Genomic DNA, 13856 nt, shown 5'->3' with positions numbered 1-13856 from the left:
GCGATTGCGGGCCGGCGGCGCTAAGTCGCCGGTATGTTGCGCATTACCGATCTGAAGCTGCCCCTGAACCATGCGGAGGAGGCGTTGCCCGCCGCGATCCGCAACCGGCTGCGCATCACGCCGCGCGATCTGGTCCGCTACACCATCGCCCGGCGCGCGCATGATGCGCGGGACAAGATGGACATCCAGCTCGTCTATTCGGTCGACGTGACGCTGAAGAACGAGGCGCCGGTGCTCGCCCGGTTCCGGCGCGACCGGCATGTAAATACGACGCCCGACACCGGATACCGCTTCGTGACGAAGGCGCCGGCCGATTATGCGGGGCCGCGACCGGTGGTGGTGGGTGCCGGACCCTGCGGCCTGTTCGCCGGGCTGATCCTGGCGCAGATGGGGTTCCGCCCGATCATCCTCGATCGCGGCAAGGTGGTGCGCGAGCGGACCAAGGACACTTGGGGCCTGTGGCGGCGCAGCGAGCTGAACCCCGAATCCAACGTGCAGTTCGGCGAAGGCGGGGCCGGCACCTTTTCCGACGGCAAGTTGTGGAGCCAGATCAAGGACCCCCGCCACCTCGGCCGCAAGGTGCTGATCGAGTTCGTGAAAGCCGGCGCGCCGCCCGAAATTCTGACCGAGGCACACCCGCATATCGGCACGTTCCGGCTGGTCACGATGGTCGAGAGCATGCGCCGGACGGTGGAGGCATTGGGCGGCGAATATCGCTTCGAACACCGGGTCGACGATCTCGACATCGCCGAGGATGCCGATGGCGCACGCCGCCTGCGCGGCATCCGCCTGCACAGCGGCGAGGTGATGGAGACCGGTCCGGTGGTCTTCGCGGTCGGGCACAGCGCACGCGACACGTTCCACATGCTCCACGATCGCGGCGTGTATCTGGAGGCCAAGCCGTTTTCGATCGGCGTCCGCATCGAACATCCACAAAGCTGGATCGACCATGCGCGGTTCGGGCCATGCGCCGGACATCCCGATCTGGGTGCCGCCGCGTACAGCCTGTCGCACCACTGCAAGAACGGGCGCACGGTCTACAGCTTTTGCATGTGTCCGGGCGGCACCGTCGTCGCAGCGACATCGGAGGTCGGGCGGGTCGCGACCAATGGCATGAGCCAGTATTCGCGCAACGAGCGCAATGCCAATTCCGGCATCGTCGTCGGCATCGATCCGGCGCGCGATTATCCAGGCCATCCGCTGGCCGGCATCGAACTGCAACGACATTGGGAAACGCGCGCGTTCGAGGTGGGCGGCGGCACGTACAAGGCACCGGCGCAGCGACTGGGCGACTTTCTGGCGGGGCGCCCATCGACGGCGCTGGGCAGCGTCATCCCGTCCTATCGCCCCGGCGTGGAGCTGACCGATCTGGCGGCCTGCCTGCCGGAGTTCGCGGTAACGGCGATGCGGGAGGCGCTGGTAGCGTTCGGGCGGGAGATACCCGGTTACGATCATCCCGATGCAGTGCTGACCGGCGTGGAGACGCGGACATCGTCGCCGATCCGGGTGACGCGGGGCGACGATTTCCAGAGCGTCAACACCGCCGGGCTCTATCCGGCCGGCGAGGGCGCGGGGTATGCGGGCGGCATCCTGTCGGCGGCGGTGGACGGGATCAAGATCGCCGAGGCGGTGGCGCTGGCACTGACGGGTGCAGCGGGACAGGTCGGCGGCGGGCGCGACCGCTGAACCGGATCAGTCGACGACCTTCAACCGCGCGCGGCCGACGGCGGCCGTGCGCAGCAATTCATCGACCTTCGCGGCGAGATCGACCTGACGGAACGGCTTGGCGAGACGCATGACGTCGGCCGGCACATCCTCACCCGCGGCCGCATAACCGGTGACGAGCAGCGCCGGCAGCCGGATGCCCGATGCGCGCACCTCGTTGATGAGCTGTCCGCCCGTCATCCCCGGCATCAAATAGTCGCTGACGAGCATGTCGGCCTCCGCCCCCGCACGGATCGCGCTCAGCGCCTGCGTCCCGGAATTCGTCTCGATCACGGTATAACCGATGTCGCGCAGCATATCGGCGGTGGCCGAGCGAACCAGATCCTCGTCGTCGACCAGCAGGATCGTCGCCGCCCGCCGCGCCGCGACGGGTTCGGCGCTCTGCTCGCCGGTGCCGGCCGCCGCTTCGTCGGTGGCGGGCAGCCATAACTCCACCGCCGTGCCGCGACCGGGCTCGCTGCTCAGGCGCAACGTGCCACCGGACTGCGCGGCGAGGCCATGGATCATCGACAGGCCCAGCCCCGTCCCCTTGCCGACGCCTTTGGTCGAGAAGAACGGCTCGGTGGCGCGGGCCAGCGTGGCGCGATCCATGCCGGTGCCGGTGTCGGTCGCGATCAGGCGGACATAGCTGCCGGCTTGAAGGCCGACGCCGTTGCGGTCGTCCACGACGACATCGCCGACACCGATGACCAGCTTGCCGCCACCCGGCATCGCATCGCGCGCGTTGATCGCGAGGTTCAGCAGCGCCAGTTCCAGCTGGTTCGGATCGACCCGCGCCGACGACAGATGCCGGGGGATTTCGAGGCTGACGACGATCGACGGCCCCAGCGACCGCCGGATCAGATCGACGATCCCGTCGATCAGCGCGCCGACGTCCACGGCGCGCGGTTGCAACGCCTGTCGGCGGGCGAAGGACAGCAGCCGCTGCGTCAACGTCGCGGCGCGCTCGGCCGCCTGCAATGCGCCGCTAATCATCCGCTGCGTCCGCTCGTCGTCCTTGTGACGCCGGCGGAGCAGGTCGAGGCTGCCGACGATCGGCGTCAGCAGGTTGTTGAAGTCGTGGGCCACGCCGCCGGTCAGTTGTCCGATCGCATCCATCTTCTGCGCCTGCGCCAGTTGCGCATTGGCCTCGCGGCGGTCGGTGATGTCGGAAATGACGCCGGTCATCCGCACCGGCGTGCCATCGGCGCCGTATCGCACCCGCCCCTGTGCCACGATCCAGCGACTTTCCCCCGTCGCGGCGGTGATCGCGCATTCGACATCCAGCGTACCGGATTTCAGCGCATCATCAAACGTCTTGTCGACCATGGCGCGCTGGGCCGGATCGACGTGGTTGAGAAACATATCCTTATCCCACCGATCGAGCATCGTCGCATAGCCAAATATCTCGTCATGACGCGGCGTACGCCGCGCGTCGCCCGTCACCAGATCGAGATCCCAGCTACCCATCGCGGCCGCATCGAGTGCGATTTCGAGACTGTCGCGTGCCGCCTCCAGATCGCGGGTCCGGTCGACGACCGCGCGTTCGAGCGTGTCGGCGGCGTCACGCAGTTCATATTGGCGATGCCGCGCCTTCAAGGCGGATCGCACCGCGCCCAGCATCGCCTCGGCATGGAGCGGTCGTTCCAGCAACACGACATTGCCCAGATCGGCCAGGCGCTGCGTCGCCATCGCCGTTCGCGGTGCCCTGGTACCATTGGCAAGGACGACGAACGGGATATCCGCCCATGCCGGCTGTGCTGCTACCCAAGCCGTCAGCGCGGCCGGATCGGTCATCACCAACGCCTCTTCGGTCAGCATCACGACGTCGGCACCGGCCCGCAATGCCGTCAACAGCGCCACCTGATCGGCACAGACTTCGGCGCGGATGTCGTTACGCGCCAGCAGACCAGCGGCGATCGCCGCGTCGCGACCACGGGGCGCCAGGATGAGGACCCTGCCCTCCATATTATCCGTGTGCGTCCATTGATCCCATCCGGCTTGCCATCAACGTCTTGCCTTCACCGGAGAAAGTGGGAACGCCCGTCAGCACGCCCTGGAAATCGTGCAGCGGCTTCCCGACCTGCAAGCCGTTGCTGCCTATCTGAAACTCGCGGATCGCCCTTTCGTGCCGTGCGGTGCGGGTCTTGATGACGGAAATCGCCTGACGCACTTCGCCATGCGCCTCGAAATAGCGCAACTGCACGACGGTATCGGACAGGTAGCTGAGGTCCACATCCGACCGGATATCGCCCATCACGCCGTGCAGACCCAGGATCAGCAGGCTGACGACGCCCTTTTGTCCAAGATACGTCAGCATCTCGTGCATCTGGAGCACCAGGAATTGCTCGTTGGGCATCGATTGCAGATAGGCGTTCAGGCTGTCGATAATGACGACGCGAGCGCCGTCTTCCTCGACCGCCGCCTGGATCGACCCGGCGAATTGTCCCGGCGACATCTCCGCCGGATCGATCGCCCGGATCGAAAGCGTGCCGCTATCTAGATAGGGTTGCAGGTCCATGCCGAGCGCGGCGCTGCGGGTCATCAGGGTCGGCAGGCGTTCGTCGAAGAGGAAATAGGCGGCCTTCTCCCCTCGTTTCAGGGCGGCCACCATGCACTGGACCGACGCGGTCGTCTTGCCGACGCCCGCCGGCCCGGTCAGCAATGTCGCGGTTCCCGGCACTAGCCCGCCGCCCAGCAGCGCGTCCAGTTCGGACGATCCGGTGGATACCGTGTCGCCCGCCTCCCGTGCATCATGTTCCGCAGCGACCAGCCGCGGATAGACACACAGGCCGCCACGCTCGATCTCGAAATCGTGATAGCCGCCGCGGAAACGCACGCCACGCATCTTCACAACATGCAGTCGCCGTCGCTGTGCGCCGAAACCGGACAGGACCTGTTCGAGGGCGATCACGCCGTGCGCGATGCTGTGCAATTGCAGGTCGCTGCCGCTTGCACTCTTGTCGTCGAGGAACAGAACCGTGCATTGCCGGGTCGAGAAGAAATGTTTCAGCGCGAGGATCTGGCGGCGATAGCGGATCGGGCTTTGCGCCAGCAGCCGCAGTTCCGACAGGCTGTCGATCACGACGCGCGTCGGGCGTAGTTCGTCGACCTTGGCCATCATGTCGCGGATCGTCTCGCCCAGTTCGACCTCGCTGGGGTGGAGGAGTGTCTGTTCCTGATCCTCGCCCAGGCCATCGACCGGCACCATCTCGAACAACGTCAGCGCATCGAGCGACCAGCCGTGAGTCTTCGCGACGGCGCGCAGTTCGACCTCGGTTTCGGCGAGGGTGATGTAAAGACCGGTGTCGCCGACTTCCGCGCCGGCCAGCAGGAAGCCCAGCCCGAGCGTCGTCTTGCCCGTGCCCGGCGTCCCTTCGACCAGATACATCCGGTCCGGCGTCAACCCGCCGTTGAGGATATCGTCCAGCCCCTTGATGCCCGTCAGCGCAAGCGCGGGCAGTATATCTTCTGACGACAAGCGACGATCCCCTCGTTCACCCCGGCACGATGCACCGCAAGTGATGGACGCGATACGGGATAATCAGCTGCTCGCCTAGCATCCATGGGTCCGATCCGCTGCCCTATGCATCGCCCCAGCGACGCAGCAGATTGTGATAGACGCCCGTCAGCCGGATCGCCGCCGGATCGGCATGGCCATGGCGGCCGGCGACGTCCTGGACCGCATGATCCAGCTCGAACAACAGCCGGCGTTCGCCATCGTCGCGAACCATCGACTGTATCCAAAAGAACGATGCCACGCGCCGCCCGCGCGTGACCGGCGTGACATGGTGCAGGCTGGACGCCGGATAGAGAACCATGTGGCCGGCAGGCAGCTTCACCCGCTGATCGCCGAACTGCTCCTCGACCACCAGTTCGCCGCCGTCATAGCTGTCGGGATCGGCGAGAAAGAGCGTGGCCGACAGGTCGCTGCGAATGCGGAAATCGCTGCCGCGCTGCATCCTGATCGCGTTGTCGACATGCGTGCCGAAGCTGTGGCCGTCGCCATACCGGTTGAACAGCGGCGGGAACACTTTCAGCGGCAGGGCGGCGGCGATAAACAGCGGCGAACGGCCCAGCGCGTCGAGCACGATGCCTCCCGCTTCCCGCGCCGCCGCCGATCCTTCCGGCAGTTGCTCGTTGCGCTTGGCGAGCGCCGATTGCGCGCCGGAGGTGGCGTTGCCGTCGATCCAGTCGGCAGCGTCGAGCAGGGCGCGCACCCGCGCCAGTTCGACGGGCGACAAGACATCGGGAATGGCGATCAACATGGCGTCGGCCCCTGGAAGCGTGACCGAGCAGGCGGGGATCGCGACGGCAACGGCGAGCACATCGGCATTATTGCGAATGATTATCGCCGTCAACGCCGGTGCCGGCCATGGCGCCGTCGGCCGTCAGTCGAGCGCCCTGAACCGGATGGCCTGTCCACCGCCCGGCGCGAGAACGAGATCAAGCATATCGACGTCGGTCACGGTCCGGCTGCTGATGGCGATCCGCTCGGGCGCGGTGCGCCAGTCGGCGCCCGGACCGTCGGCATAGATCTGCGCCTCGTACCGGCGGCCCTTCGTCAGGAAATCGAGCGGCACCTTCAGCGTGCGCGCCTCGCCATTGGTGATCGCGCCCAGATACCAGTCCGGGCCGGCACGATCCTGTCGGGCGACGACGGCGTAATCGCCGATCCGGCCCTGCAGGGTCCGCGACTGTTCCCAATCGGTCGGCACGTCGCGGATGAAGCGGAAGGCGCCCGGATGCTCGTCATAATGCTCGGGCAGATCGACGGCCATCTGTACCGGGCTATAGAGCACGACGTACAGCGCCAGCTGGTTGGCGAGTGTGGAGGGAACGCGGTTGTTCGGCCGCGTCGCGCGATAATCGAAGTGGAATACGCCCGGCGTGTAGTCGAACGGCCCGGACAGCAACCGCGTGAACGGCAGGATGGTCGTGTGGTCCGGCGCGTTGCCGGTATCGGGGCTGCCGCCATTATATTCCTGACCGCGCGCGCCCTCGCGGCTCATCAAATTGGGCCAGGTTCGGCGCAGGCCGGTATCCTTGACGGGTTCGTGCGGGAAGATCGCGATCCGGTGGCGGGCGCTGGCCTCCACCACCTTCTGGAAAGCCTCAACGGCATATTGCCCGTCCGGCCATTCCGTCAGGTCGAGCTTCGTGCCGACATAGCCGAGCTTGATCGACCGCACGCCGTAGCGGTCGTAATAATCGAGCGCCGGTTCCAGTTGCGCCAGATAGTCCTTCACCTGACCGCCGGTTTCGTGATGCCCGATCAGGTTCACGCCCTTCGCCTTCGCATAAGCCGAGACAACGGGCATATCGAATGCCGGCTGCGCGCGGTCGAGGACGAAGCGCGAATGGCCGTTCTTCCACCATTCCGGCACATCCCAGCCGACGTTCCAGCCCTCGACCAGCACGCCCTTGATACCATGCGCCGCCGCCCAGTCGATATACTGCCTGGTGCGATCGGTGGTCGCGCCCAGCCTCGGGCCAGGCTCCCATGTCAGCAGGCCGGTATGCATCGCCCAGAAGATGCCGATATATTTCTGCGGCACCGCCCACGCCACATCGCCCAGCCGGTTGGGCTCGTTCAGGTTGAGGACGATCGTCGAGTCCGCCAGATGCGCGGCATCGTCGGCCACCATCACCACCCGCCACGGGGTCGCCTGCCCGCCTTGCACGCGCGCGCGATCACCGTTCGACCAGGGTGACAGATCGGCCTTCAGCGTGCGGCTGTTCTCGTCGGGCATGCGCAGGTTCATCGACGGGAAATCGACCAAAGCCGCCTCGTGAACCGCCAGTGCGATGCCGTCCCCCTCCAACGTCAACGGCGTCTGCGCGGTCTGGATCGCCGACAGGGCCGATCGGCTATATTCATATTCGCTGTATTTCTCGCGATAGGCGGGGATCGACCAGGCGCGGTAATTATGCGCGAAGTGGAATTCGGTCGCCTCGTCGCCGACGATCAACCGGTCGCCGGCCGCACCCGGCAGCGTATAGCGGAAACCGAAGCCGTCATCGAACACCCGGAATTCAACGCCCAGCGTACGGCCATCCACCGCCGCCAGCGTGATCGCGAGGCCGTTGTACCGCTCGCGCATCTGGCGCCGTTCGCCCCATGGCTGCTGCCAAGCGGCGTCATGCGCCAGCGGTTGCGCCTTCAGGATACGGAAGCCGGTATCGAGGGGTGCGGCGTCCTTGAACCGGAATCCCAGTTTCGACCGGTCGAGGATCGGCCGCCCCTTGAACGAGGCGCGATAGACGGCATCGCCCTTGTCCACCGCCAGATCGACGACGATGCGGCCATCGGGGGATCGGATCGATCGCCACTCCTGCGCCGCTGCGGGTGCCGCCGACACCATGGAACCCACCAATGCCGGAACCGCCCAACGATGCATCATCGCCCCCTCGCCCATGCCCGCCCGACCTGCTTTGCGGGCGTTGCGCGACATGGCATAATTGGCATAGCAATCGTTTGCAATACACCATCATCCAGTCGATCGAAGGCCGGTCGGCGGTGTGATGATATGATCGGATCGGGAGATCGCCATGCGTCTGGCATCGTTGTTCGTCGTTCTATGCGGCATGTTGACCACCGTCGCCGCCGCGCAATGGCCGCAACCCGATCCGCGGCCCCGCTATCATTTCGCGCCTGCCCGAAACTGGATGAACGATCCCAACGGCCTGGTCTGGTACGGTGGCGAGTACCACCTGTTCTATCAATATAATCCGCACGGAGACCGGTGGGGGCATATGAGCTGGGGCCATGCCGTCAGCCGCGATCTGGTCACATGGGAAGAACTGCCCTTGGCGATCCCCGAGACGGACGTGATGGCATTTTCGGGCAGCGCCGTCGTCGATCGGCGGAACACCAGCGGCTTCGGGCGGGCGGGCAAGCCCGCGATGGTCGCCATCTACACCGGCTTCGATCCCGTCACGAAGAACCAGTCGCAATATGCCGCCTACAGCAACGATCGCGGCCGGACCTTCACGCCCTATGGCAAGGTTCTCGACATCGGATCGTCCGAGTTCCGCGACCCGAAGGTGTTCTGGCACGACGACACGCACCGGTGGGTGATGATCGCCGTCCGGGCGATTGAGAACAGGGCGACGATCTATACCTCGCCCGATCTGAAGCACTGGACTCACGCCAGCGATTTCGGCCCCGCCGGCGCACGGGGGAAGAACTGGGAATGTCCCGATCTATTCGAGTTGCCCGTCGCGAACGGTCGTCCCGGCGAGAAGCGGTGGGTGCTGAGCGTCAGTCAGGGCGATAACGGCCCCGGTGGCGGATCGGGCGGCCAGTGGTTCGTCGGATCGTTCGACGGCACCCGCTTCACGCTGGAGCCGGACTGGTCGGGAGAGCCGCACTGGATGGATGCCGGCGCGGATTTCTATGCGGCGGTGTCGTGGAACGACGTGCCCGATGGTCGCCGTATCTGGATCGGCTGGGCCAATGACTGGCGCTACGCCAACGACATCCCGACCTATCCCGCCCGCGGACTGATGACCGTGCCGCGCGTCCTGTCCCTGCGCCGGGATGGAAGCGACTGGCGGGTCGTGCAAGCGCCGGTGCGCGAACTGGATAGCCATCATGGGCCGATCCGGCAGATCGACCATATCCGCCTGACGGCGACGCCCACGCCATTGCCGCTACCCGGCGATAGCGCGGATGCCACGATGACCATCGATCCGCTCGATGCGAAACAGATCGTCCTGACGCTGAGCGATGCGCAAGGATATCAGACGCTGGTCGGCTACACGCCCGCGACACGGGAAGTGTTCATCGACCGCACCCGGTCCGGCCCGCATTTCCACGATGCCTTTGCGGACCGGCATGTGGCACGCCTGCCAAGTGGCACCGGTTCCGTCACGTTGCGCCTGTTGATCGATCGCTCGATCATCGAACTCTATGCCGCCGACGGCACCCGTACGATCACCGACCGTTTCTATCCAGGCAAAGGCCCGCTGACCTGGGCGGCCAGCACGACCGGCGGGTCGGCGGACATCAGCCGCCTGAGCATCGCGGCGATCGATCCGGCGGCATCGGCGCGGCGGCAGTGACGGCGATCACGGCAAGCGATACTGCCTAGATGTCGCGCGGGCGGAAATCGGCGACCAGATGCCCCTTCTCGTCCATCCGTGCCGGAACGATGCCGGGCTTTTCGCGGAACGGCGCTTCGTCGTCGTTGCCGAAGATGGTGCACCACCAGCGGCCTTGCTTGTCGCGAAAGATGTTGCCGCCGCCACCGCACGGCACACTTTCATACCGGTCGCGGTAAGGGCCGAACGGCTTGTCGGACGTCGCGAGCGCGAAGGAATAGCGGTTGGGGACGAAGCGATCGACGGCGCCCAGATAATAGCGGCCATCATGCTTGAACATGGTCGCGCCCTCGAACCCGATATCCTTGTAATCATGCCGGATGCATTTCTTGTTGTGATGGGCCGGGTCCGGGTCGGGGGTTTCCAGCACGATCGGTTGCCAGTCGCCGTCATAGCCCGACAGGTCCTTCTTCAGGCGGACCATCTCGAACGCGCCGCCATAGGTCAGGTAGACCGAACCGTCGTCGTCGCCGAACAGCGTCGCGTCGATACCGTTGCGCAGCGGCGCGTCGGGCGAGAAGGCGTGAACATACGGCCCCTCCGCACGGCCGGTCGTGCTGCGCAGGATCGCGATGCCCGATCGGCTGATCGAATGGCAGATGTAGTAATTGCCGTTGATGAAGTGGATTTCGGGCGCCCAGACCGCGCGGAAATAATCGCCCTTGCGGACGGTCCAGTTCTTTTCCCAGCCGCCGTCGCGTTCGATGCTCCAGACCAGTCCCAGATAATCCCAACGCTTCAGATCGGGCGAGCGCCAGAGTTCGACACCGTCATTCTGTTTCCAGATGTCGTCGCCGGTCGATCCGGTCATGTAATAGTTTCCATCGCCGCCCAGACAGACGATCGTGTCACGCAGATGGACATGAAGCAGCGGCTTCACCGGCGGAATCAGACCCTGCGACACGACGCGGCCGGAATCCGATTCGCCCCATGGCAACAGATTGGCCGGTGCCGGTCCGGGGCCGCGATAGCGCACGCCCTTGCGATCGACCGCCGCCTCGCTGGTGACCCAGCCGCCACGCTCCGTGGCGGGCGTGACGCGCTGGCCGGGGCCGCTGCGCCCCTTCACATCGAAATAACCGGCCGGCGGCGGCGCGACGCGGCGGCCGACATCGTCCTCGATGGGAAACGGCGGTCGCTTCCGGACAGTCGCCCCCTGCGCCATGACACGCGGTGTGGTGGCAAGCAGCGCCACACCACCCGCAAGGACCATGCGGCGATCGATCGAGGAACCGTCGGTCATCGTCGTGTCTCCGATCAGAACTTGAAGCGTGCGCCGAAATAGAATTGCCGGCCGAACCGATGGTTGAGCACCACGCGGTCCGTGGCGTCGATGTACTGATCCTTCGGTTCGTCGGTCAGGTTGTTGCCCTCGACCGTCAGCGTGATGTTCTTGGTGATGTTGATGCCGATCGAGGCATCGACGTTCAGCGCGCCGTTGACCCCCTCCTCATTATTCTGGTCGCGCGCACCGCCGCCGAACGCCTCGACATAGCCCGACCGGTACGACACCGACCCGCGCATGCTGAGGAGCGAGTCCTCGTAGAACAACGTACCGTTGGCGGTGTGCTTCGACAGGTTGGTGAGCGGCCCGATGACGGTGCCGACCCCGCCCGGCCCCGGATATCTCAGATCGGCCTTCACATAGGTGTAGTTGGTCAGGACGCCGAGGTTGCGCAGGATGCCGGGCAGGAACGACAGCTGGTGCTGATAATTGATCTCGAAGCCCTTCAGCTTGCCGCCCTCGCCGTTGATCGTCCGGCGCACGGTGACGGGCACGTCGACCGCGAGTCCTTGATCGGTCGCAAGGTTCAGCGGGAAGCCGAGCTGGTTGAACGGCACCAGCGTGGAGATCTGCGTGCCGCTGAGCGACCCGATGTTCTTCTGGAACAGGCTGACCGCGAGCAGCGATCCGCGCGCGAAATACCATTCCGCCGACACGTCCAGATTGGATGCCTCGGTCGGGTTCAGGAAGGGATTGCCCTGGTTGAACACCTGGTTGGCGGCCTGCAACGTCAGGTTGCCGCCGGGCGACAGCGCACCGAGACCGGGGCGGGTGATGACCTGCGCGGCGCCGAAGCGGAGTTGCAGGTTGCTCGTCAGCTCCGCGACCAGATTGATCGATGGTAACCAGTTGTCATAGTTGCGCTTGACCGTGATCGGATTGGCGGCACCGCTGGCCAGCCCGTAGCCGAACGATGTCTGCCCGGTCCTCACGTAACGGACACCGGCATCGCCGCGGAAGGTGATGCCACCCAGTTCCCGCTCGAAATCGAGCATGAACCACAGCGCCTTGTCGACTTCCTTGATGTTGCCGGTGTTGCTGGCGGCGGTGGCGTTGGGGTTCGTACCCGCCACGTCGCGGCCGTTGACGCGAAAGTCGACCTGTTGGCCGTTGATGTTCCTGACACAGTTGCAATAGATGCCGAGCGTGTCGATGAACCCCTGCAGATTGGGGATGACGTAGCTGCTGCGCGTCGGATCGCCGGTGGCGCCGTTGAACGGCGATGTCAGCGCCGCGACCTGCGCCGCCGTCAGCGTACCGGAACTGGTTTCCGCGACGAAGCGGCGCGATTCGAACGTGTCGTACCGGAAACGTCGATACTCGCCGCCGACCGACAGCTTGAAGCCATCCGTCACGTCCCACTCGCCGGCGAGCTTGGTCGACAGGAAGTCGTTCTTTACCTCGTTCTGGCGGATGCGGATGTCGGAGGTGCCATTGATGAACGACCAGCTGGCCGGGTTCGCGGTGTCGAAGCCCCAGTTCATCGTCGGCAGGCGATCGTTGTCGCGGTAATCCCAGCTGAACCCGTCCGTGTTCAGCCGGTCGAGCACGACGGTGGTCTGGACGGGGCTGTCGAACGTGGACTTCGAGTAACCGACATAGCCGTTCAGGCGGAAATGATCGGTGATCTCCTGCTTCAGGACCGTGTTGGCCTGATAGAAGGTCGTACTGAATTCATCGCGGCGGGATTCGATGCGGGCATCGACATCGTCGAAGACACCGTAGACCAGATTGTTTCGGTCGTCGACCTCACCCGTGCGGATGATCGACTGCGCCTTGCCGGTCGCGCCGGTGCGGCTGAACGACAGTGCCTCGATATAGTTTTCCTGCCGCTCGGTCTTGGACTTCGCGTACAGCCCCTCGATCACGATCTCCGTGCCATCGTTCGGTTTCCACTGCACGGCACCGGTCAGACCCAGCCGTTCGATGTCGTTCGACCATGTGTCGTATCGCGGGATGCGGGGATGATAGATCAGATTGCCCCAGTTCGATCCGTTGGTGGCGGGCACCGTATTGATCTGGGCGATACTGTATCCCGGCAGGGTGGACGCGGCGTTGAAGCCGCCATTGGCACCGGTGGGGCTCCAGCGCACCGTCGAATGCCCCGTCTCGTCGATGGTGCGGGTGGAATAGGCGGCGGAGAACAGTGCCCCCAGCGTGCCGGAGCCGTTCTGCCAGCTGACGAGGCCGGCAAGACGCGGGTCCCAGCTTTTCGACAGGTCGTTATATCCGGCGCGCGCCGACCCGGCGACGACGAAACGGTCGCGGAAATCGAGCGGGCGCGCGGCCTGCAAGTCGACGGTCGCGCCCAGCGACCCTTCCTCGACCGAAGCAGAGGCGGTCTTGCGGACCGTCAGCGAGTTGAACAGCTCCGACGCGAAGACATTGAAATCGAAACCGCGACCGCGATTGACCGCGCCGCCGGCATCGGAGCCGCCCGTCGTGGCCACCGCCTCCATGCCGTTGATCCGCACGCGGGTATATTCGGGGCCAAGCCCGCGCACCGCGATGCTGCGCCCCTCGCCGCCTTCGCGCGAGATGGCGACGCCGGGAATGCGCTGGAGCGATTCGGCCAGATTGTTGTCGGGAAACTTGGCGATGTCTTCGGACTTGATGACATCGACCGCGCCCGTGGCGCGGCGCTTTTCGATCTGCGCGCTCTGGATGGAGCTGCGGAAACCGGTTACCACGATATCGGGCGCACTGGGCTCGGGCGCATCGTCAGTTTGCGGGGAAGACGGCGTTTCCTGCGCTGCATCAA

General features: G+C 65.3%; 8 protein-coding genes. 2 read left to right on the top strand and 6 right to left on the bottom strand.

What is annotated here, in order from left to right:
- Positions 1–33 precede the first annotated feature (33 nt).
- Positions 34–1686, top strand: coding sequence for an NAD(P)/FAD-dependent oxidoreductase (locus JAO74_RS01270; RefSeq protein ID WP_199034237.1), 1653 nt, complete (start codon positions 34–36; stop codon positions 1684–1686).
- A 6-nt stretch (positions 1687–1692) separates the two neighbouring features.
- On the opposite strand, the gene JAO74_RS01265 is transcribed toward JAO74_RS01270, so the two are convergent.
- From JAO74_RS01265 to JAO74_RS01250, 4 genes are all read right to left on the bottom strand, one after another.
- Positions 1693–3672, bottom strand: a complete 1980-nt coding sequence (locus tag JAO74_RS01265; RefSeq protein ID WP_199034235.1) for a PAS domain-containing hybrid sensor histidine kinase/response regulator — start codon at positions 3670–3672, stop codon at positions 1693–1695.
- 1 nt (position 3673) lies between these two features.
- The gene (locus JAO74_RS01260; RefSeq protein ID WP_269845913.1) at positions 3674–5185 is read right to left on the bottom strand and encodes an ATPase domain-containing protein; all 1512 of its coding nucleotides are present in this window, start codon (positions 5183–5185) and stop codon (positions 3674–3676) included.
- A gap of 103 nt (positions 5186–5288) precedes the next feature.
- The gene (locus tag JAO74_RS01255; RefSeq protein WP_199035104.1) at positions 5289–5972 is read right to left on the bottom strand and encodes a Fe2+-dependent dioxygenase; all 684 of its coding nucleotides are present in this window, start codon (positions 5970–5972) and stop codon (positions 5289–5291) included.
- A gap of 123 nt (positions 5973–6095) precedes the next feature.
- Positions 6096–8159: a glycoside hydrolase family 97 protein gene (locus tag JAO74_RS01250; RefSeq protein ID WP_233150538.1), complete on the bottom strand. Its 2064-nt coding sequence runs from the start codon at positions 8157–8159 to the stop codon at positions 6096–6098.
- A gap of 97 nt (positions 8160–8256) precedes the next feature.
- On the opposite strand from JAO74_RS01250, the gene JAO74_RS01245 reads away from it, so the two are divergent.
- Positions 8257–9771: a glycoside hydrolase family 32 protein gene (locus tag JAO74_RS01245; protein ID WP_233150537.1), complete on the top strand. Its 1515-nt coding sequence runs from the start codon at positions 8257–8259 to the stop codon at positions 9769–9771.
- A gap of 25 nt (positions 9772–9796) precedes the next feature.
- Here JAO74_RS01245 and JAO74_RS01240 read toward each other — a convergent pair whose 3' ends face one another.
- A complete protein-coding gene (locus tag JAO74_RS01240) occupies positions 9797–11053 on the bottom strand; it encodes a family 43 glycosylhydrolase (RefSeq protein ID WP_199034233.1) in 1257 nt (418 codons plus the stop codon).
- Between the two features lie 14 nt (positions 11054–11067).
- Entirely contained in the window at positions 11068–13785 is a 2718-nt protein-coding gene (locus tag JAO74_RS01235) for a TonB-dependent receptor (RefSeq protein ID WP_332908699.1), read from the bottom strand.
- Positions 13786–13856: the final 71 nt, after the last annotated feature.

It is taken from the genome of Sphingomonas mollis (assembly GCF_016427505.1).
GTDB lineage: Bacteria > Pseudomonadota > Alphaproteobacteria > Sphingomonadales > Sphingomonadaceae > Sphingomonas > Sphingomonas mollis.
This window is presented reverse-complemented; position numbering and strand designations above follow the sequence as displayed.

Excerpts from the sequence above, each read along its gene's own strand:
- JAO74_RS01270 (WP_199034237.1), top strand. The coding sequence starts at position 34 with ATGTTGCGCATTACCGATCTGAAGCTGCCCCTGAACCATGCGGAGGAG.
- JAO74_RS01265 (WP_199034235.1), bottom strand. The coding sequence starts at position 3,672 with ATGGAGGGCAGGGTCCTCATCCTGGCGCCCCGTGGTCGCGACGCGGCG.
- JAO74_RS01255 (WP_199035104.1), bottom strand. The coding sequence starts at position 5,972 with ATGTTGATCGCCATTCCCGATGTCTTGTCGCCCGTCGAACTGGCGCGG.
- JAO74_RS01250 (WP_233150538.1), bottom strand. The coding sequence starts at position 8,159 with ATGTCGCGCAACGCCCGCAAAGCAGGTCGGGCGGGCATGGGCGAGGGG.
- JAO74_RS01245 (WP_233150537.1), top strand. The coding sequence starts at position 8,257 with ATGCGTCTGGCATCGTTGTTCGTCGTTCTATGCGGCATGTTGACCACC.
- JAO74_RS01240 (WP_199034233.1), bottom strand. The coding sequence starts at position 11,053 with ATGACCGACGGTTCCTCGATCGATCGCCGCATGGTCCTTGCGGGTGGT.